Source organism: Kitasatospora sp. NPDC059327, from assembly GCF_042752535.1.
GTDB lineage: Bacteria > Actinomycetota > Actinomycetes > Streptomycetales > Streptomycetaceae > Kitasatospora.
In genome coordinates, this window is the sequence record NZ_JBHYYB010000044.1 from 6,234 (window position 1) to 25,501 (window position 19,268).

At 73.7% G+C, this 19,268-nt stretch carries 20 protein-coding genes and 1 pseudogene; 11 read left to right on the forward strand and 10 right to left on the reverse strand.

The annotated features are described in order from the left end of the window. Positions 1-225: 225 nt before the first annotated feature. A complete protein-coding gene (locus ACFXHB_RS24965) occupies positions 226-654 on the reverse strand; it encodes an ATP-binding protein (protein WP_380576839.1) in 429 nt (142 codons plus the stop codon). 148 nt (positions 655-802) lie between these two features. On the opposite strand from ACFXHB_RS24965, the pseudogene ACFXHB_RS24970 reads away from it, so the two are divergent. The 4 genes and pseudogenes from ACFXHB_RS24970 to ACFXHB_RS24985 form a co-directional block, all read left to right on the forward strand. After that, positions 803-1,000, forward strand: a pseudogene (locus tag ACFXHB_RS24970) (helix-turn-helix domain-containing protein); the annotation flags it as partial. A gap of 45 nt (positions 1,001-1,045) precedes the next feature. Continuing rightward, positions 1,046-1,633, forward strand: coding sequence for a DUF5753 domain-containing protein (locus ACFXHB_RS24975; protein ID WP_380576895.1), 588 nt, complete (start codon positions 1,046-1,048; stop codon positions 1,631-1,633). After that, positions 1,630-1,821 carry a DUF397 domain-containing protein gene (locus ACFXHB_RS24980; protein WP_380576840.1) on the forward strand — a complete coding sequence of 64 codons (192 nt, stop codon included), beginning with the start codon at positions 1,630-1,632 and terminating at the stop codon, positions 1,819-1,821. Before ACFXHB_RS24975 ends, ACFXHB_RS24980 begins: the two co-directional genes overlap by 4 nt. A 29-nt stretch (positions 1,822-1,850) precedes the next feature. Continuing rightward, a complete protein-coding gene (locus ACFXHB_RS24985; RefSeq protein ID WP_380576841.1) occupies positions 1,851-2,318 on the forward strand; it encodes an NUDIX domain-containing protein in 468 nt (155 codons plus the stop codon). A 25-nt stretch (positions 2,319-2,343) separates the two neighbouring features. On the opposite strand, the gene ACFXHB_RS24990 is transcribed toward ACFXHB_RS24985, so the two are convergent. From ACFXHB_RS24990 to ACFXHB_RS25000, 3 genes are all read right to left on the reverse strand, one after another. Next, positions 2,344-2,820 carry a hypothetical protein gene (locus tag ACFXHB_RS24990; protein ID WP_380576842.1) on the reverse strand — a complete coding sequence of 159 codons (477 nt, stop codon included), beginning with the start codon at positions 2,818-2,820 and terminating at the stop codon, positions 2,344-2,346. A gap of 39 nt (positions 2,821-2,859) precedes the next feature. Then, positions 2,860-5,418, reverse strand: a complete 2,559-nt coding sequence (gene hrpB / locus ACFXHB_RS24995; RefSeq protein ID WP_380576843.1) for an ATP-dependent helicase HrpB — start codon at positions 5,416-5,418, stop codon at positions 2,860-2,862. A gap of 68 nt (positions 5,419-5,486) precedes the next feature. After that, complete coding sequence (locus ACFXHB_RS25000; RefSeq protein ID WP_380576844.1) at positions 5,487-6,341, reverse strand: class I SAM-dependent methyltransferase; 855 nt, start codon at positions 6,339-6,341, stop codon at positions 5,487-5,489. Positions 6,342-6,754: 413 nt separating this feature from the next. Here ACFXHB_RS25000 and rpsA point away from each other — a divergent pair, with 413 nt between their 5' ends. Continuing rightward, positions 6,755-8,245, forward strand: coding sequence for a 30S ribosomal protein S1 (rpsA, locus tag ACFXHB_RS25005; protein ID WP_329487183.1), 1,491 nt, complete (start codon positions 6,755-6,757; stop codon positions 8,243-8,245). A gap of 233 nt (positions 8,246-8,478) precedes the next feature. Continuing rightward, positions 8,479-10,707, forward strand: a complete 2,229-nt coding sequence (locus tag ACFXHB_RS25010) for an MMPL family transporter (RefSeq protein ID WP_380576845.1) — start codon at positions 8,479-8,481, stop codon at positions 10,705-10,707. Positions 10,708-10,755: 48 nt separating this feature from the next. On the opposite strand, the gene zapE is transcribed toward ACFXHB_RS25010, so the two are convergent. Both zapE and ACFXHB_RS25020 read right to left on the reverse strand, forming a co-directional pair. After that, a complete protein-coding gene (gene zapE, locus ACFXHB_RS25015; protein WP_380576846.1) occupies positions 10,756-11,817 on the reverse strand; it encodes a cell division protein ZapE in 1,062 nt (353 codons plus the stop codon). Positions 11,818-11,884: 67 nt separating this feature from the next. After that, the gene (locus ACFXHB_RS25020; RefSeq protein WP_380576847.1) at positions 11,885-12,310 is read right to left on the reverse strand and encodes a MarR family winged helix-turn-helix transcriptional regulator; all 426 of its coding nucleotides are present in this window, start codon (positions 12,308-12,310) and stop codon (positions 11,885-11,887) included. 63 nt (positions 12,311-12,373) lie between these two features. Between ACFXHB_RS25020 and ACFXHB_RS25025 the strand changes: the two genes are divergently transcribed. The 3 genes from ACFXHB_RS25025 (at position 12,374) to ACFXHB_RS25035 (ending at position 14,289) form a co-directional block, all read left to right on the forward strand. Further along, positions 12,374-13,015, forward strand: a complete 642-nt coding sequence (locus ACFXHB_RS25025) for an MBL fold metallo-hydrolase (protein WP_380576848.1) — start codon at positions 12,374-12,376, stop codon at positions 13,013-13,015. A gap of 108 nt (positions 13,016-13,123) precedes the next feature. After that, positions 13,124-13,720 carry a dephospho-CoA kinase gene (gene coaE / locus ACFXHB_RS25030; RefSeq protein ID WP_380576849.1) on the forward strand — a complete coding sequence of 199 codons (597 nt, stop codon included), beginning with the start codon at positions 13,124-13,126 and terminating at the stop codon, positions 13,718-13,720. Positions 13,721-13,758: 38 nt separating this feature from the next. Next, on the forward strand, positions 13,759-14,289 hold the full coding sequence (locus tag ACFXHB_RS25035; RefSeq protein WP_380576850.1) for a GNAT family N-acetyltransferase: 531 nt from the start codon (positions 13,759-13,761) through the stop codon (positions 14,287-14,289). 33 nt (positions 14,290-14,322) lie between these two features. On the opposite strand, the gene ACFXHB_RS25040 is transcribed toward ACFXHB_RS25035, so the two are convergent. Continuing rightward, positions 14,323-14,961 carry an HD domain-containing protein gene (locus ACFXHB_RS25040; protein WP_380576851.1) on the reverse strand — a complete coding sequence of 213 codons (639 nt, stop codon included), beginning with the start codon at positions 14,959-14,961 and terminating at the stop codon, positions 14,323-14,325. Next, entirely contained in the window at positions 14,958-15,692 is a 735-nt protein-coding gene (locus ACFXHB_RS25045) for a hypothetical protein (protein ID WP_380576852.1), read from the reverse strand. The genes ACFXHB_RS25040 and ACFXHB_RS25045 overlap by 4 nt, the downstream gene beginning before the upstream one ends. A 76-nt stretch (positions 15,693-15,768) precedes the next feature. On the opposite strand from ACFXHB_RS25045, the gene ACFXHB_RS25050 reads away from it, so the two are divergent. Next, positions 15,769-16,650, forward strand: coding sequence for a LysR family transcriptional regulator (locus tag ACFXHB_RS25050; protein WP_380576853.1), 882 nt, complete (start codon positions 15,769-15,771; stop codon positions 16,648-16,650). Between the two features lie 59 nt (positions 16,651-16,709). Here the strand turns inward: ACFXHB_RS25050 and ACFXHB_RS25055 are convergent, their stop codons facing one another. After that, on the reverse strand, positions 16,710-17,126 hold the full coding sequence (locus ACFXHB_RS25055) for a hypothetical protein (protein WP_380576854.1): 417 nt from the start codon (positions 17,124-17,126) through the stop codon (positions 16,710-16,712). A 475-nt stretch (positions 17,127-17,601) separates the two neighbouring features. Here ACFXHB_RS25055 and ACFXHB_RS25060 point away from each other — a divergent pair, with 475 nt between their 5' ends. Continuing rightward, positions 17,602-18,789: a hypothetical protein gene (locus ACFXHB_RS25060; protein ID WP_380576855.1), complete on the forward strand. Its 1,188-nt coding sequence runs from the start codon at positions 17,602-17,604 to the stop codon at positions 18,787-18,789. An 80-nt stretch (positions 18,790-18,869) separates the two neighbouring features. Here ACFXHB_RS25060 and ACFXHB_RS25065 read toward each other — a convergent pair whose 3' ends face one another. Then, a complete protein-coding gene (locus ACFXHB_RS25065) occupies positions 18,870-19,253 on the reverse strand; it encodes a hypothetical protein (RefSeq protein WP_380576856.1) in 384 nt (127 codons plus the stop codon). Positions 19,254-19,268: the final 15 nt, after the last annotated feature.

Consider the following 19,268-nt stretch of genomic DNA (forward strand, 5'->3'; position numbering starts at 1 on the left):
TCCTCCCCGTCTTCACGGGGGCGGCTGTCCGTCCTCCGCCCGCCCCCCCCCCGCGACCTGGCTGCCGAGGCGTCGGGAGCGGTGACGTGCCCCGGCCCCGTTCGGGTCGGTCGGCGATCGTGTGCGCGATCCGGTCGGTGTCCCGGTCGGCTGCCGGGCCCCTGCCCGTTGGGGTTCCTGGCGATCAGCGTCGCTGAGGCCCGGAATCCGCGGGGCGGGCTTCGTTCAGGCGGCGGCGAAGGAGAAGGACGGCGCGACGATCGCCCAGACGAACTTGCCGACGCCACCGGCGCGGGGGCAGCAGCCCCAGCGCTCGGCGAGCTCGTCGACCAGGAGGAGCCCGCGTCCGTGCTCCTGGTCGGTGGTGGCGGCGTGGAGGGCGGGGCGGCCGCTGCCGGCGTCGTGGACTTCGAGGCGCAGGCGGTCGCCGACGAGGCCGATGCGGATCTCGACGAGCCGGTCGGCGGGGGCGTCGCTGTGCTGGACGGCGTTGGCGAAGAGTTCGCCGAGGAGGAGTTCGGCGATGTCGTGGTAGCGGTCGCCGCTGGGGAGGGCGGCGAGATAGGCCCGGAGGAGATGGCGGGCGGTGGGGGTGGAGGAGACGCGGGAGTCGAGCCGGGCGGCGAACGTGCGGGGGCGGCGGGAAACGGGCATGGCGGAGCACCTCGGTGGGGGCGGGTTGGCAGAAGACCATGGCATCGCTCCTTTGCGTAGCGGAGCGACTACCCAGTGCTTCCACTGTCGTCTAGACTTCAGAACTGTTCAACCTGTCCATGCCGTTTGATTGGTAGGGCCAATAGCCTTGAACAAGAGGGAGCTTGACCCGCAGGCCTCTCCGGCAGCCGAGTTCGGAGCGTTTCTTCGCACGTGGCGCGAGGAGGGCGGATGGACGCAGGAGCACCTTGCGCGACTGGTCGGGTGCACCTCGTCGCATGTCTCGGCCCTCGAAAATGGTCGGAGAAAACCAACTCAACGAATCTCTGCAGCACTTGACGTAGCATTTGGCACATCGAGTGCGGGCACGTTCAAGTACCGAGCTAGTGATGTGAAGTACAGCGCGCTCCTGGACGGGTTCGCCGAGTTCGTCATCCAGGAGAAGCGGGCCGTTGAGCTTCGGCTCTTCGAACTCGGCATCGTGCCGGGCCTGCTGCAGACCAGGGAGTATGCGACGGCCATCACGGCTGGTGCCGTGCGCAGGAGAAGCATCACGCAGAGCCAGGCGGACGAGCGGGTGGGCGTCCTTATGAATCGCCAGGCCAGCATGCGTCGAGAGCCGTCGCCCTTGGTCCACGTGGTCATGGACGAGAGTTGTATTCGTCGGACCGTGGGTGGGGATGCGGTGATGGCGGCCCAGCTCGATCGCCTCGTCGAGTTCGCGGGGGAGCCCACTGTCAGACTCCAGATCGCCCCGTATCACCTTGGGGAGGACCGGGCGTTCGATCTTCCGGTGTCGATACTCACGTTGCCGGACCGATCGTTGATCTCCTATGCCGAGAGCGCGCATCAGGGGCGGTTGGAGCGGGCTGCCAGCGCTGTCACGGCCGAGTTGACGGCCTACTATCAGCTGCAGACGCATGCCCTTTCACAGGCGGACTCGGTGGCGATGATCCGCGAGCTACGGAGGCAACTATGACCCTCGACTGGTTCAAGTCCAGCTACAGCAGCAACGGCGGGCAGTGCGTCGAGGTGTCCAGCAGTATGCCCGGCACTGTCCCCGTCCGTGATTCCAAGGATCCTGAGGGTTCTGTCCTCGCCTTCCCGGCGGAGGCGTGGCAGTCGTTCGTGCGGGCTGTTCGCTCCGGCGAGTTCGGTGACGTCTGACCGACCCCGACGACGGCGGTGATTGCACCGTGCCCAGGCGTGACTACGCGGACGATCCGAGTGCCCCTGCGGCCAACTCCCTCGTCCCGGCCGCTTCGGTCGTCGTGGTCGACGACGCGGGCCGCGTCCTCCTCCAGCGCCGTACCGACAACGGGATGTGGGCGCTGCCGGGCGGCGTGATGGACATCGGTGAGTCGATCTCCGGCTGCGGTGTCCGGGAGACGCGCGAGGAGACCGGCATCGACATCGAGATCACCGGGATCGTCGGCACCTACTCCGACCCCCGTCACGTCTTAGCCTACGACGACGGCGAGGTCCGGCAGGAGTTCTCGATCTGCCTCCTCGGGCGCCCGCTCGGCGGAGAGTTGCGGGTGTCCGACGAGTCCCACGAGGTGGCCTGGTTCAGCCCGGCCGAGACGGACGGGCTGCCGATGGTGCCGAACATCCGCAGGCGGCTCGCCGACTGGCGTTCCGGGGTGATCCCCGTGGTGCGGTAACCGATCCGATGCGGGTGAACCCGCCTCACTCCAGCATGCGCTCCGCGTCATCGGGGACCCACGGGAACGGGACGTCGGGCCACCGTGCGGCAGCCCAGGCGTCGAGATCGACGGCCAGAACGGCGTCGACGAAGACCTGCGGCGGCCGGTAGCCGTGAACGGTGATGTAGTGGGTGATCAGGAACGGAGCAGCGTAGGCGATGCCGGCCTCCCCCGGGATCCTTACCTCGCCGTTCCCTTCGGGTGCCACTTCCTCAGGGCACAGGTCGCAGTCGTGAACGCCGAGGCAGACGTTCATCCACTGGACCTCCTGGACGGCTTTCAGCTTGTCCACGAAGCGGGCGGGGACCGGCCCGGTCGAATACGGCTTGTCGGCTTGCAGCCAGCCGACGCTCAAGCGGGTGTAGGCCGGCCGGTACCAGAGCCCGTAGAAGTTCGACTCGCTGTCCGTGAACGAGTCGTGGACCATGTAGTCGTACGTGCTGAGATCTTCGTAGAACACCCGGAGAGTATCGCCGCTTCCTCCCGCTGATCCCGGCTGCTATTTCCTGGCGTTGGTGCGCTTCGTCGGCTCGGCCGTGGTCGGGTCCTCGGGCCAGGGGTGGCGGGGGTAGCGGCCCCTCAGATCTGCCCTGACGGCGTGGTAGCCGTTCTGCCAGAAACCCTCCAGGTCACCGGTGATGGCGGCGGGGCGGCCGGCGGGGGACAGGAGCTGGACCGTGAGCGGGACGCGGCCGCCGGCCAGGGCCGGGGCGGCCTTCCAGCCGAAGAGTTCCTGCAACTTGACGGCCAGCACCGGGCGTCCGGTGCTGTAGTCGACCCGGATCCGCGATCCGCTGGGCACGGCGACGCGTTCGGGCGCCAACTCGTCCAGCCGGCCGGCCTGGCCGCTCGCCCAGGGCAGCAGGCGTTGCAGGGCGTCGGTCGTGTTGATCCTCGCCAGGTCGGCGCGGCGGCGGGCGCGGGACAGTTCGGGTTCCAGCCACTCCTCGGCACGGTCCAGCAGCGCCTCGTCGCTGACGTCCGGCCAGGGGTCGCCGATCGCCGCGCGGAGGAACGCCAGGCGTTCGCGCAGGCCCGGGGACGGGAAGGTCAGCAAGGCACTGACGCCCTCGCGGGTGAGGCCTTCGAGGACGGCTGCCCGGACGAGCGCCCGGTCGGGACGGGTCAGCGGCTTCTCGGCGAGTTCGATGGCGCCGAGGGACTCCACCCGGCGGGCGGTGACCTCGTCGCGCCGGGTGTCCCAGTGGACCTCCTCGCGCGCGCTCAGCAGGGACGCGCCCGCGAGCAGTGCGGTGTCCTCGTCGAGCGCCGCCGCGTGCAGGACCCGCGCGGAGTGCGCCCCCGCCGGTCGGTCGGCCGCCGCGACGGCGAGCCAGGGCAGCGCGCCGAGCGCCGTGCCGGGGGCGAGTTCGGCGGCCGTGCCGGAGGCCATCAGGTAGGGGCTGCGCTCGCCCGGGGCGGGCCGCTCGACCCGGGCGCGGGCGATGCGTTCGGGGAAGGCGAGGGCGACGACGAGTCCGGCGGCCGCGACGTCGGGCAGTGCGGTGGCGGGTTCGTCGGAGGTGGCGCGTCGCAGGCGGCGGACTTCGTCGCGCCAGCGCCCGGCGTAGGGGTCGCCGGAGGAGCGGACGAGCCGCCACACCGCGCCGAGGTCGTCCCCCAGCGCGCGCGGCGGCTCCTCCGACAGCAGCGCGACCACCTCGGCGGCCCGGCGGGCGCCCACGGCGGGGGCGCCGTCGACCAGCGCCCGCCCGAGCCGGGGGTGCAGCCCGGTGCGGGCGAGGCGGGTGCCGCGCGGAGTGGCCCGGCCGTCGGCGTCGACGGCCCCGAGGGCGAGCAGGGTCTCCCGGGCGGCGGCCATCGCGCCCGCCGGCGGCCGGTCGGGGAGGGCGAGGCCGGTGGCGTCGGGGTCGCCCCAGCAGGCGGCCTGGAGGGCGAACGGGGTCAGGTCGGCGAGCGCGATCTCGGGGGTGGGGTAGCGGGCGGCGCGGGCGTCCTCGGCCTCGGCCCAGCAGCGGTAGACGGTGCCGGGCGCCTCGCGGCCCGCGCGGCCGGCGCGCTGGCGGGCGGCGGCGAGCGAGGCCCGTACGGTGACCAGGGCGGCGAGGCCGCGGGCGTGGTCGGTGCGCGGTTCGCGGGCGAGTCCGGCGTCCACCACGACCCGTACGCCGGGCACGGTGAGGGAGGATTCGGCGACGGCGGTGGCGAGGACCACCCGCCGCGCGGAGGACGGGGTGAGCGCCGCGTCCTGGACGGCCTGCGGCGCGCGGCCGTGCAGCTGAAGCACCTCGGCCGGGACGCCGCCCAACTGCCCGGCGACCCGGGCGATCTCGCCGGTGCCGGGGAGGAAGCAGAGCACGTCGCCGTCCCGTTCGGCGAGCGCCCGGCGGACGGTGGTGGCGACGTGGTCGAGCAGGGCGGGGTCGACCCGGGTGCCGTGCGCGGGGCGGACGGCGCGCGGCGGTGGCGCCCACACCACCTCGACCGGGTGCGAGACGCCGTGGGCCTCGACCACCGGCGCCGGACCCTGCGCGTCGCCGAGGAGGCGGGCCCAGGCCTCGGTGTCGGAGGTCGCCGAGGCGCAGAGGATCCGCAGGTCGGGCCGCAGCGCCGCCCGGACGTCCAGCAGGAAGGCGAGCGCGGTGTCGGCGTCCAGGTGCCGCTCGTGGCACTCGTCCAGCACCACCACGTCCACCCCGGGCAGCTCCTGGTCGCGCTGGAGGCGCTGGAGCAGCACCCCGGTGGTCACCACCTCGACCACCGTCCCCGGTCCGACCCGGCGCTCGCCGCGCACGGTGTGGCCGATCTTCCCCCAGCCTTCGGCCGGGGGTGCCCCCAACCCCCACCGCGAGTCGAGCAGCCAGGCCATCCGCCGGGCCGCCGCCCGCACCGCGAGCCGGCGCGGCTCGGCGACCAGGACCCGGCGGACCGGGCCGTCGGCGTCCCCGTCGAGCAGCCCGGCCAGCGCCAGGGGCACCAGCGTGGTCTTGCCGGTGCCGGGCGGGGCGGCCAGCACCGCCACCCCGCGCTCGTCGAGCGCGTGGCGCAGGGCCGGCAGGGCGGTACGGACGGGCAGTTCGCGCCAGGCGGGGTTCACCCGCACAGTCTCCCCGATCGCACCGGCCGGCAGCCGCCCCGCCCGGGCGGGGCCCGTCGGGGCCCGGCTCAGTCCCGTTCGGAGACGAAGACCGCGGTGCCCGGGATCAACCGCCCGCGCAGCGGCGACCAGCCGCCCCACTCCTGTTCGAGCCCGGCCGGCCACTCCGGCTCCACCACGTCCAGCAGCCGGAACCCGGCGCCGACCAGCTCGCGCACCCGGTCCCCGACGGTGCGGTGGTGCTCGACGTAGGTGGCCCGGCCCTGGGCGTCCTGCTCGACGTACGGGGTGCGGTCGAAGTACGAGGCGGTGGCGGTCAGCCCCTCGACACCCGGCTCGTCCGGGAACGCCCAGCGGATCGGGTGGGTCACCGAGAACACCCAGCGCCCGCCCGGGCGCAGCACCCGGCGCACCTCGCGCATCAGCGCGGCGGTGTCGGCGCTGAACGGCACGGCGCCGTACGCCGAGCAGGCCAGGTCGAAGGAGCCGTCGGCGAAGGGCAGCACCGCCGCGTCGGCCTGGACCACCGGGACGGGCGCGCCGCCGCGGACCAGGTCGATCCGGCGGGAGTGCTGGAGCTGGCGGTGCGAGATGTCCAGGGCGACCGGCCGGGCGCCCCGGGCGGCCAGCCAGCGCGAGCACTGGGCGGCGCCGGCGCCGATCTCCAGGACGCGGCGGCCGGCGACCTCCCCGAGCAGGCGGACGTCCGCCTCGTCCAGGCCCTCCGGGCACCAGGTGAAGCGGTCGTCGCCGAGGAACTCGCCGTGCTCGTCCTGGTATTCGTCCGCGTTGCGGTCCCACCAGTGCCGGCTGGCCCGGCTGCTCTCGCCGGACTCGGCCTCGCGCCTTAGCGCGTCGTCGCCGTCGTCGTCAAGATCATGCAGGTCGGACGGGGGGGTGGTGGCCACGGTGATAGAGCCCATCGCGTAGGGTGTGGTCTGCGGAAGCGCCGCTGCCGCGACCCGGCCCGTCAGGGCTCGGATCCAGGCGGTGGCATCCGGGGAAAGGCTTCCTGCGGCCGCCACCGTGAGGTGCGCAATCGGAGGATATGGCCTGATCCATACCGGCCTCCACCGTCTTGGCGCCCTTGGCGTTGACCGTGCCTGGCCGTCCCCGTATGCTACAAGTTGCGCTGCGGGCCTGCGCGCCTCGGACGGAGCAGGTCGCGCTCGCATCTGTCGAAGACCCCACGGTCGCGAGACGGACGCCGATTTCTCGTTGTACGGGAAGCATCGGTGCGCCGTTTTCTTGGCTGTCCGGCTTTCGGTGGGAGCGATACGGGCCCTCCGCGTGGCATTACCTACGACTTCATGTCCGTACCGGAGCCCTTTTCCTAATGACGAGCCCCACCGACTCCTCCCTCAGCACCACCCCGCAGGTCGCGGTCAACGACATCGGCGACGCTGAGGCGTTCCTCGCCGCGATCGACGAGACCATCAAGTACTTCAACGATGGCGACATCGTCGAGGGCGTCATCGTGAAGGTCGACCGTGACGAGGTGCTCCTCGACATCGGTTACAAGACCGAGGGCGTCATCCCGTCCCGTGAGCTCTCGATCAAGCACGACGTCGACCCGCACGAGGTCGTCTCCGTCGGGGACAACATCGAGGCCCTGGTTCTCCAGAAGGAGGACAAGGAGGGTCGTCTCATCCTGTCCAAGAAGCGCGCTCAGTACGAGCGTGCCTGGGGCACGATCGAGAAGATCAAGGAAGAGGACGGCATCGTCACCGGTACCGTCATCGAGGTCGTCAAGGGTGGTCTCATCCTCGACATCGGCCTCCGTGGCTTCCTGCCGGCCTCGCTCGTCGAGATGCGTCGCGTCCGTGACCTCCAGCCCTACGTGGGCAAGGAGCTCGAGGCCAAGATCATCGAGCTGGACAAGAACCGCAACAACGTGGTCCTGTCCCGCCGTGCCTGGCTGGAGCAGACCCAGAGCGAGGTCCGCCAGACCTTCCTCACCACCCTGCAGAAGGGTCAGGTCCGCTCCGGCGTCGTCTCCTCGATCGTCAACTTCGGTGCGTTCGTGGACCTCGGCGGCGTCGACGGTCTGGTTCACGTCTCCGAGCTGTCCTGGAAGCACATCGACCACCCGTCCGAGGTTGTCGAGGTCGGCCAGGAGGTCACCGTCGAGGTTCTCGACGTTGACATGGACCGCGAGCGCGTCTCCCTGTCGCTGAAGGCGACCCAGGAGGACCCGTGGCAGCAGTTCGCCCGTACCCACCAGATCGGCCAGGTCGTTCCGGGTAAGGTCACCAAGCTGGTTCCGTTCGGTGCGTTCGTCCGCGTGGACGAGGGCATCGAGGGTCTGGTCCACATCTCCGAGCTGGCCGAGCGCCACGTCGAGATCCCGGAGCAGGTCGTCCAGGTCGGCGACGAGATCTTCGTCAAGGTCATCGACATCGACCTGGAGCGTCGTCGCATCAGCCTCTCGCTGAAGCAGGCCAACGAGGCCCTCGGTGCCAACCCGGCGGAGGTCGAGTTCGACCCGACCCTGTACGGCATGGCCGCTTCGTACGACGACCAGGGCAACTACATCTACCCGGAGGGCTTCGACCCCGAGGCGAACGACTGGCTGCCCGGCTTCGAGAAGCAGCGTGAGGAGTGGGAGCGCCAGTACGCCGAGGCGCAGTCCCGCTTCGAGCAGCACCAGGCCCAGGTCATCAAGAGCCGCGAGGCCGACGCCGAGGCCGCTGCCGAGGGTGGCGACGCTGTCGCCGCCGCCGCCGGTGGCTCGTACTCCTCCAGCAGCGACGAGGGCTCCGGCGCTCTCGCTTCGGACGAGGCTCTGGCTGCCCTGCGCGAGAAGCTGGCGGGCGGCCAGAGCTGAGCTCTCGCCCCTCGCTAGTGCCCCGCGCATAGCCGCTTGATCGATGAGCCCCACCCGGAATTCCGGGTGGGGCTCATTGTTTGGGGCATTCACTTATTTGTTCCTTATCTGTGGGATTTATGTGATAAGGGGCTCATCGGGTGCCTATGGGTGTTTCAGGACCCGGGGCCTACCTTGGGATCAGTTGCCCGATGGGTCGCTCACCCGGCCCCGCACGCTAGGCACCCCTGCACATGCGCCGTAGCACCGCAGTGACACCCCCCACCCGCACCTCCGCCGGCCGGCAGGTCGACGGACGCCTTGCCGCCCTCGGCCGTTTCTGCTTCCGGCACCGGCGCTGGGTGCTCGGCTTCTGGGCCGTCGTCCTGGTGGTCGGGGTCCTGATCGGCGGCCGGGTGTTCGAGGGGTCCGTGGCGGGTGCCTCGTCGGCCGGTTCCGAGGCCGACCGCGGCGGCGCGGTGGTCGCCGCGGCCGATCCGGCCCGGGGCACCGTGACCGCGGTCGTGGACGGCAGGCCCGTCGACGACCGGGGCGTCCGGGACGCCGTGACCCGGGCCACCGCCGAGATCGCCGCGCTGCCCGGGGTCTCCTCGGTCAGCGACGCCTACGGCCCCGGCCCGGCCGGTGCCGCGCTGCGTTCGGCCGACGGCGGTGCCGGCCTGGTCTCGGTCCGGATGGCCGACGGCAGCACCGCCGCGCAGACCGATGCCGTCACCCAGCGGCTGGCCGGGATCCAGGCGGACGGGGCCCACGTCACGGTCGGCGGTGACCTCGTGCTGGAGCAGGAGGTCAAGAAGCAGACCGAGAAGGACACCAGGTTCGGCGAGATCGTCACCCTGCCGGTCACCCTGATCGTCATGGTGCTGGTCTTCGGCGGACTGGCCGCCGCCAGCCTGCCGGTGATCGGCGCGGTCGCCTCGGTGGGCGGTGCGCTGCTGGCCATGTTCGGGTTCAGCAGGATCATGGACATCGACACCAGCGTGCTGCCGATCGCCACGGTGCTGGGGCTGGGCCTCTCGATCGACTACGCGCTGCTCATGGTGAATCGTTTCCGCGAGGAACGCGGCCACGGCGCGGGCATCGCCGCCGCCGTGGAACGGACCGCCGCCACCGCCGGCCGGACCGTCGCCTTCTCCGGGCTGACCGTCGCCGTGGCGCTCTCCGGCCTCTTCGTCTTCACCAGCCCGGTGCTCGGCGCGGTCGCCGCCGCCGGGGTGAGCGTGGTGGTGATCGCCGTCGCCGCCGCGCTCACCCTGATCCCCGCGCTGCTCGGCTTCGCCGGGAGCCGGATCAAGGCCCCCGACGCGCCCGTCCCCGACGAGGGCTTCTTCAGTCGCACCGTCCGTCGGGTGCGCAAGCGCGCCGTGCCGGTCGCGCTCGCCTGTACCGCGCTGCTGATGGCGGCCGGGGCACCGTTCCTGCACGCCGACATGCGCACCTCCGGCGCTGCCGTGCTGCCCGCCTCCTCGGCCGGCCGGCAGGTCGCCGAGACCATCGACCAGCGCTTCCCGCAGGTCTCGCAGGCGCCGATCACCGTGGTCGTCGCGGGCGGCGCACCGGTGGCCCAGGCGTACGCGGACGAGGTGGTCGCCAAGCTGCCCGGGGTCGACGGCGTCCGGGCGGTGACCCCGGTCGGCGACAAGCTCTCCACCATCGACGTGCTGGTGCACGGCGATCCGCAGGGGGGCGAGGCCAAGCAGGTGGTGAAGGAGCTGCGGGCCGACCGGTCCGGGCTCACCACCTACGTGACCGGCGGCGCCGCCTCGGTGGTCGACTTCCAGCACGAGCTGCTCACCCGGGGGCCGATCGCGTTGGGCCTGGTGGCGCTCGGCACGCTGCTGCTGCTGTTCCTGATGACCGGCTCGGTGGTGATGCCGGTCAAGGCCCTGCTGATGAACCTGCTCTCGCTGGGTGCCTCGCTGGGCGCCCTGACCCTGGTCTTCCAGGACGGCTGGTTCAGCGGTCTGCTCGGCTTCAGCCCCACCGGCGGGCTGGAGACGTTCATCCCGGTGCTGGTCTTCGCCTTCGCGTTCGGGCTGTCGATGGACTACGAGGTGTTCCTGCTCGCCCGGATCAAGGAGCTGCGGGACAAGGGACACAGCTGTACCCGGGCCGTCGAACTGGGCGTCCAGCGCAGCGGGAAGATCATCACATCGGCGGCCCTGCTGATGGTGATCGTCTTCGCCGGGTTCGCGCTCGGGGACATGTTGATGGTCAAGCAGATGGGCATCGCGCTGGCCGTCGCCGTGGCGGTGGACGCCACGGTGGTCCGGTGCCTGCTCGTCCCCGCCGCGATGAGCCTCTTCGGTGAGTTCAACTGGTGGGCCCCGGCCCCGCTGCGGCGGCTGCACCGGCGGTTCGGCCTGAGCGAGCACGTCGAACTGCCGGCCATCGAGCCGGCCGTGCTGCCGGTGCCGCGGGCCCCGGTCCACGACCTGGCGGGCGCGGACGCGCGCGGCTGAGGGGCCGGCCGGAAGACCGGCCGGGTCCGGCTCCCGCCGCGTCCCGGCTCAGCCGGGCCGGCGGAGCAGGGCGAGGCGGCTCGCGGTGCGGTCCAGGTCGAGCAGCAGGCCCGAGTCGTCGGACAGTCCGGCCAGCGGGTCGGCGCCGATCAGCACCAGGCGGGTGTCCCGGTCGCAGCAGACGTCGACCAGATCGGCGAAGCGCCGACGGGCGTCGGGGGACACGTCGGCCAGCGGCGGCACCCCGTCCAGGACGAGGGTGGGGAAGCGCTCGGCGAGCACGAGGTAGTCGGACACGGCGGTGCGGCCCTCGCACAGCTCGTCGAAGCCGAACCAGACCAGGTCGTCACGGACCGCCCGGGCCGGCAGCACGCGGTGGTGCGCCCGTACCGGACCGGCCTCCTCGGGGCGCGGCGGGGTGAGGCCCGCGGCCTCCTCCGTCCCGGTGGCCAGCCGGGCGCCCAGGGTGAAGCGCCGGTGCGCGTCGTCCGGTCGCGGCCGCCGTCGGAAGTCCACCGCCCCGGAGACGTCCAGGACGTCCATCCGCTCCTCGATCAGCCGGATCGTCGGCTCGAAGAGGTGGTGGTGGAGCGGGTCGGGCATCAGCCCGGTCGGCGGGTAGTTGGACGTGGTGACCAGGGTGATCCGGCGCTCCAGCAGGGTGCCGAAGAGGCGGGCGACCAGCATGGCGTCGCCCGCGTCATGGGCGTGGAACTCGTCGAAGACGAGGAGCCGGCAGTCGCCGAGCAGCTCGTCGACGGCGCGGTCGACCGCCGAGCCCTCGTGGGGGGCGTGCGACTGCTGGGCGACGCCCTCGTGCAGCCGGCGGAAGAAGTCGTGGAAGTGCAGCCGTCGCTTGCGCGGGGTGGGCAGGCCGTCGAGGAAGGTGTCCACCAGCCAGCTCTTGCCGCGGCCGACCGGACCCCAGAGGTAGAGGTGGCGCGGCGGCCGCCGCAGCCGCCAGGCGGGGTGGGCCAGTTCGCCCGCGAGCCGGCTGAGCCGTTCGACCGGTGGTTCCTGCGCCGGGTCGAGTGTGAATCCGCGCTGTTCGGCGGCGCGCAGGAAGTGCGCGCGCATCGACTCGTAGTGCTTCCCCGCCCTGTCCGTCACGCCTCGCGACCCTAGCAGGGCGTCAGAACGGGCATGATCGCGTGGAGTTGCCCGGTTGCCCGCCCGTTCAGCGCAGTCGGCGCAGCAGTTCGACGGCGGTGCGCAGGGTCTCCCGCTCCTGCGGGGCGAGACGGGTCTCGACGGCGGTGGCGATCACCGTCTCGCGGCGGGCGCGCTGCTCGTACAGGGCGGCGCGGCCCGCGTCGGTGGGGGTGACGAGGAGCTTGCGGCCGTCGGTGGCGTGCGGCTCCTGGGTGACCAGGCCGGTCTCGGTGAGCAGGGCGACGGTTCGGGCCATCGACTGGTGCCGGACGCGCTGGTGGGCGGCGAGCTCGCTGACGGTGCGGGCGCGGCCGTCGCGGACGAGCAGGCCGAGGACGGCGGCCTGGTTCTGCGGCAGGGTGTCGGTGTCGCGCAGGGCGCGGACCAGGTCGCCGACGGCGGCGCGCAGGTCGGCGGCGAGTTCGAGGGCTTCGGGGGACGGGCTGTTCATGGGAGAAGCCTACCGGCACTATGTACAGCGAGACTGCGCAGTCTTGCTGTACATTTACTGGGTATGAGGATCACGAAGTTCGGACATGCCTGCGTGCGCCTGGAGCACGGCGACACCACTCTCGTCATCGACCCCGGAATGTTCACCGACCCCGCCGCCCTCGCCGGCGCGGACGCGGTGCTGATCACCCACGAGCACGTCGACCACTTCGAGGAGGCCCGGCTGCGGGCCGCGCTGGCGGCGGATCCGGCACTGCGGGTCTGGACCAACGGCGCGGTCGCCGCCCAGCTGGACGGTCTCGCGCAGCGGGTGGCGGTGGTCGGTGAGGGCGACGCCTTCGAGGTCGGCGGGATCGGCGTCTCCGTGCACGGCGAGTGGCACGCGGTGATCCACCCCGACATCCCGCTGGTGCCGAACATCGGCTTCCTCTTCGACGGCCGGCTCTTCCACCCCGGTGACGCGCTGACCGTGCCGCCGCACGTGGTGGAGACGCTGCTGCTGCCGATCGCCGGTCCGTGGACCAAGGTGTCCGAGCTGGTCGACTACGTCCGGGAAGCCGGTCCGCGCCGGGCGCTGCCGATCCACGACGCGGTGCTCAGCCCGGCGGGTCTGGCGGTGCACACCCGACTGGTCGGCCCCGCCGGCCCGGGGACCGGTGCCGAGCTGTGCACGCTCGGGGAGGGCGAGAGCCTCGACCTGGGCTGAGCCCGGGGTGGGCGGGCCGTGATGGCGTCGGGCGCGGGCGGGCGGGCCGTGATGGCGTCGGGCTCGGGCGGGGCTGACCGGCGCGGGGTGCGCCGGTAGCCTGGCGCCATGCTGAAGATCGGACTGACGGGTGGCATCGGCGCGGGCAAGAGCGAGGTGTCGCGGCTGCTCGCCGCGCACGGCGCCGTGATCGTGGACTCGGACGTGATCGCCCGCGAGGTGGTCGCCCCCGGGACGGACGGCCTCGCGGCCGTGGAGGCCGAGTTCGGCGCGGGTGTGCTGCGGCCGGACGGGTCGTTGGACCGGCCCGCGCTCGGCGCCGTCGTCTTCGCCGACCCCGAGCGGCTCCGGGCGTTGAACGCGATCGTCCACCCGCTGGTCCGGGCCCGCTCCGCCGAACTGGAGGCGGCCGCGGCACCGGACGCGGTGGTGGTGCACGACGTCCCGCTGCTGGTGGAGAACGGGCTCGCCCCGCTGTACGACCTGGTGCTGGTGGTCGACGCCGAGGACGCGGTGCGGATCGACCGGCTGGTCCGGTCGCGCGGGATGACCGAGCAGGAGGCCCGGGCCCGGATGGCCGCGCAGGCCGACCGGGCCGACCGGCTGGCCGTCGCGGACCTGGTGATCGACAACAGCGGTCCGCTGGAGGCGCTCTCCCCCCGGGTGGACGAGGTCTGGGACGAGCTGAAGTCCCGTCAGATCTGATCGGGCCGGACCGCCCGGCCGGCGGCGATCATGGAGCAATGACTGATCACATGACTCCCGACGTCGTCCGCCTCGCCGACTACGGCCCGGCCGAGCAGGCCGAGATCCTCGGCGACGACCCAGATCCGTACGGGGTCGCGGACACCGGGCTGGCCTTCCTCCCCAAGGAGATCCACTTCGGGGTCCGCGGCGAGGACGGCCGGCTGCTCGCCCACACCGGCCTGCGACGGCTGCCGTTCACGGTGGGCGGCGTCGACCTGGTGGTGGCGGGTGTCGGCGGGGTGGCCGTGGCCCCCGCCGCCCGGGGGTGCGGCCTGGCCCGCGCGGTGGTCGGCGCGGCCCTGGACCACGCGCGGGCGCTCGGCCCGCGCCACGCGCTGCTGTTCTGCCGGCCGCCGCTGGTCGCGCTCTACCGGCGGCTCGGCTTCCGGGAGGTGCCGGGAACCGTCCACGTGGAGCAGCCCGGGGGGCGGGTCGTGGTCATGCCGCTGCGCACGATGTGGATACCCCTGCGCGAGGGCACCGGCCGGCCCGACGGTCCGGTGCGGCTGCGTTCCCTCCCGATGTAGCGGGCGCTCCGGGGCGGGGTGCCCCGGGGAGGCTCACTCCGGCCAGGCGGAGCCCTCGATCACCTCGACGAAGTCGGTCCGCTCGAACTCCGGGTCGAACCGCGCCAGTACGTCCGCCTTGACGTTGCCGAAGGTGGTGGCCGGCCTGGGGGCGACGCCCTCGTGGAAGGCGCGCAGGATGCCGCGCTTGAAGTCCGGCCGGGGGTGGGCGGCGACCACCGCGTCCCGGGCCCCGGCGGGGAGGTCGTGGTAGCCGATGCCGAGCACGTCCAACTCGACGCCCGCCGTCGTGAGGGCGATCTCCGGCTCCAGGTACTCCGGGATGCCGGGCGTGGTGTGCAGCGCGATCGCCTCCCAGACCAGCCGGATCCGCCGCTGCGGCACCTGGTGGGCGCGCAGGAAGGCGGCGGCCGCCTCGGCGCCGTCGATCTCGAACCGCCGGCCGGACCCGCGGTGTTCGGGGGCCAGGCCGAGGTCGTGGAACAGCGCGGCCAGGTAGAGCAGTTCGGCGTCGAAGGCGAGGCCGCGGCGCTGCCCCTGGAGGGCGCCGAAGAGGTGGACCCGGCGCGAGTGGTGGTAGAGCAGCTCGGAGGAGACGTCCCGGACCAGTTCGGTGGCCTCGGTGGCGAGTGCGCTGTCGGGGATCCGCACCCCGGCGATCTCGGTGCTCACGCGGCCGCTCCTTCGGGGGTGGTGGTGTTCGCGTGGTCGACCGCGGCGGCGGCGAGGGCGCGCAGGATCGGGTGGGCGCGGGTGCCGTCGCCGGCCAGCTCCGGCTGGAACAGCGAGGCCAGGAAGAAGGGGTGCCCGGGGAGTTCGAGCATCCGCAGGTCGCCGTCGTCGTCCACGCCGCTGAACCGCAGTCCGTGCTCGCGCAGCCGCTCCAGGTAGGCGGCGTTCAGCCCGTAGGCGCAGTGGTACCGCTCCAGCGTGCGGGTCGTGCCGAGGATCCGCTCGGCCAGCGTGCCGGGGGCGATCCGTACCGCGCCCTCGTGCCCGACCAGCGAACAGCTGAGCGGCACGATCACCAGCTCCTCCTCGTCCGGGTGGCTCTCGCCGTGCGCGGCCGCGCCGATCCCGCAGACGTCGCGCGCGTACTCCAGGACGGCGTGCTGGAAGCCGGCGCAGGTGCCGAGGAACGGGATGCCGCGCTCGCGGGCCGTCCGGACGGCGGCCAGCGCGCCCGCCTCGCTGCGGTAGGGGCTGCCCGGGAGCAGCCAGATCGCGTCGAAGCCGTCGAGGGCGCCGGGCGCCCCGGCGTCCTCGGTGGGGATCCAGTAGGCGTCCAGGACGAGCTGGTCACGGGTGGCGAGGGCGTCGAGCAGCCCGGGGACGCGGGCGTGCGAGCGGACGGCGGGGGAGCGGTCGCCGACCAGGGCGACGCGGGGGGTCCGGTAGGTCATGCGGCTATCCTGACCCTCCGTTGGGCATCAGCGCCAACGATGATTTCTGACCCTTCGATCAGAGGTACTGATAGCCGTGGATCCGCACCAGCTGCGCACCTTCGTCACCGTGGCCCGGCTGAGCTCCTTCTCCGCGGCGGCCGGGGAACTCGGCTACACCCAGTCCGCCGTCTCCCAGCAGATCGCGGCCCTGGAGGCGGACCTCGGCGCCAGCCTGCTGCTCCGCCGTCCGGTCGGCCCGACCGAGGCGGGCGCGCGGCTGCTGGAGCACGCCGGTCCGCTGCTGTTGCGGCTCGACGCGGCGCGGGCCGACGTCGCGCGCCTGGCCGGCGCCCCGGCCGCCCGGCTGCTGCTGGGCACCACCCCGCTGGCGGTCGACGCGGCCCTCGGGCGTGCGCTCGCCGAGGTGCGCCGGGAGTACCCGCGGGTGGACCTCGCCGTCCGGGTGCTCGCCCAGGAGGCGCTGCCGGCCCTGGTCGCCACCGGCGAGGTGGACCTCGCCCTGATCGACGGCCTCGCCGCGCCCAGCGATCCGCTGCCGCTGCCGGACGTCGGCCCGCTCAGCACCGTCGCCGTCGCCGAGCGGCCGCTCGCCGTCGCGCTGCCCGCCGGGCACCCGCTGGCCGGTCACCGGGGTCTGGCGCTGGCCGACCTCTCCGCCGCCCGCTGGCTGGACGCCCCCGACATCGCCCCCGGCGCCGCCCGGCTGCGCGCCGCCACCGCCGTCGACGGCTTCCGGCCGGTCGCCCGGTACCTGGGCACCGACGTGCGCGGGCTGCTCGCCCTGGTCGCCGCCGGGCACGGCCTGGTCGTTCTCCCGGAGGCGGCGGTGGCGGGTACGGCCGGCGTCGTGGCGGTGCCCGTCGGTGAGCCGCGACTGGTCCACCGGACGGAGCTGGTGCACGGCAGCCTGCCCGAGGGGCCGGCGGCGCTGCTGGCGCGGCTGCTCGACGGGTGACGGCCCGGCGGCCTGTGGGCCGGGTCCGGCCGGGTGCGCCGGGGCCGATCGGACCGGTCCTACCCGACGATCTCGGCGCCCTCGCAGCACGGGCCGTCGAGCTGGTAGCAGAGGTAGCGCAGGCACCCGAGGCAGACCTCGATGTTCTCCAGCCGCCAGGTGTCGCCGTGGCAGGCGCAGAGGGCCCGCTGTCGCAGCGTCAGGTCCCAGCCGGAGTGGCCGCCGAGAGCGGCGTAGGCCTGGTCGAGGAAGGCCGTCGTCGGTTCGCCCGGCCGCTCTCCCCGGGCCGCGGCCGCCAACTGCCAGCAGCGGAGGGCAAAGAAGGCCCGGCCGTCCACCAGGCCGCCCGGGTCGCGGCCGGCCTCGTCCCAGGCCCGGGCCGCCGCGGCGACCCGCTCGGGGAACGGGCGGGCGTGGTCGAGCAGGACGGAATTCCCCGCCGGTGCGGTGGAGTCCGGTAGCTGGCCGGTCGTCATGGTGACCCCCTGTTCGGGGCCCACGGTAGGTCATCGCCCGTCGCCGCCGTCGGCGGGGTGCGGTCGTTGGCGGGGTGCCGGTCCGGGGGCCCGCTGCGGTTCGGTTCCCCGGGTTGGGGTGGCGGTCTGCCCGGGTTGGGGTGGCGGTCTGCCCGGAGGGCGTCCGCGTGCCGGTTCCGCGGCGATGCGTGGGCGTCTCGGGGCCGGCGTCACCGCGGTGGGCGCCCGGGGGGTGTGGATCCGTCCTCCGCCGGCTTCACCGCCGTCCGGGCCCGCCACCGCCGCCACCGCCGCCACCGCCGTCACCGTGGCCGAGGGGCACGAGGCCGCCGAGGGCGACGGCACCGGCACCGAGCGCGTCGCGGCGGCCTCCGTCCCCCGATCACCCGCTGGGCCGAACGCGGCCGCCGCCGCGTGCGCCGGTTTCGGGCCCGGTTACCCTGGGCCCGAAACCGAACGGGTGGAGGTGGGGGGCATGAGGCCCTTGCGCAGTGCTGTCCTGGCGGCGGCCGCCGTGCCGCTGATGGCGTTGACGGCGTGCCAGAGCGGTGGCGGGGGAACGGGGGAGGCCACCTCGACGGCCACGGCCACGGCGACGGGGACCGGCGGCGGGCCGACGGCCGCGGTGCGGTTCCCGGAGAAGGTCCTGCTCGACGCGCTGCCCGCCGCGACCGAGGCCAAGGGGCTGGTGCTCTCGGTGAGCACCCGCGCGGGGACGCCGGAGGAGCGCTGCGTCCTGGTCGCCGTCGGCGCGGACGGCGCGGCGGCGAAGGTGCGCGGCTTCGCGGTCTCCAACGGGCTGGCCAAGCCGCCGACCAACGTCCGCGGCTGTGCGAGCCCGGCCGGGTTCACCGCCGGCTTCGCCGGCATGGTCGGCACCGCCCAGTACGGCTTCCAGGACGCGGCGAACCCCGGCGAGCCGCGCGTCTCGGTGCTCGGTCAGGGCGGCCCGACCGACCTCAAGGACATCTCCGGCCTGCCGGCCACCGGCGCGGGCACCCGCCAGAGCGCCCCGGTGGTCGACCCGGTGACCGGTGAGGTCGTGCACTGGACCGAGTCGAGCGGCCCGGCGGTCGACGGGCGCCTGCGGGCCGTCCGGCCGGACGGCACCGGGGAGCACACGGTGGAGGGGATCGGCGTCCGGCCCCCCGAGGCGCTCGCCTTCCTCGGCGGCCGGGTGGTGTCCGCGCAGACGGCGAAGCGGGCGGTGGCCAACGGCGACGGCTCGCTGACCGTCGCGGCGGACGAAGGGGGGACGGTCCGGGTCGGCCCGGTGGCCACCCTCGCCGCCAACCCGGTCGCCGAGGTGAGCGGTGGGGCGCTCAGCCCCAAGGCGCTGGTGGGTGACCGTCAGGTCCTCAGCGCCGCGGGGCGGGAACTCGCGCTCGCCACCGTGGACACCGCCGACCCGGCCCACCCGCGCGTCGCGCTCAAGCCGCTCGCCACGATCCCCGAGCAGTTCTGGGGGGCCGCCGTCCAGGAGGAGGCGTTCGTGGTGGACCGCGCCGGCCGGGCGGCGTACACCACGGTCCAGCACGGCTCGGAGAACCAGGGGCAGCGGGTGCTGGTCCTGAAGGTCGACCTCGCCACCGGCGCGGTGAGCGCGGTGGCGATGCTGCTGACCGACGGCGGGCGCGTGATGCCGCTCGCCTTCGTGGCGTAGCGGCGCGCGCGGGCGCGGGCGCGGGCCCGGTGGTGCGGGGCGCGGTGGTCGGGCGGGGCCCGGCCACCGTGCCCCGCCGTTCAGACGAGTTCCCCGCCCGCGCCGGAGCTGCCCTGCGGGACGCCGACGACGGTGACGACGGTCCGCGGGCGGATCTCCTCGCCGAGGACGCCGGCGAGGGCGTCGTAGGTGGCGGCGATCAGCCGGGCGGTCGCGTCCGGGACGTGGTCCAGCCGGAGGGCGGCCTCCCGCATGCTGAGGGTGACCCGCGGGTCGGGTCGGTCGGTGGGGACGCCGCCGCTGCCCCGGCGGTTCTGCGGAACGCCGATGAGCTCCACCCCGACCAGCGGCCGGGCGCCGTCGCCGAAGACGGCGGCGACGGCGTCGGTGAGGGCGCCGATGAGCTGGGGTTCGATGGTTCCGTCGAGGGTTTCCTCGCGGATGTGCAGGCTGAAGTGCGGCATGGCGGAGCTCCGTTC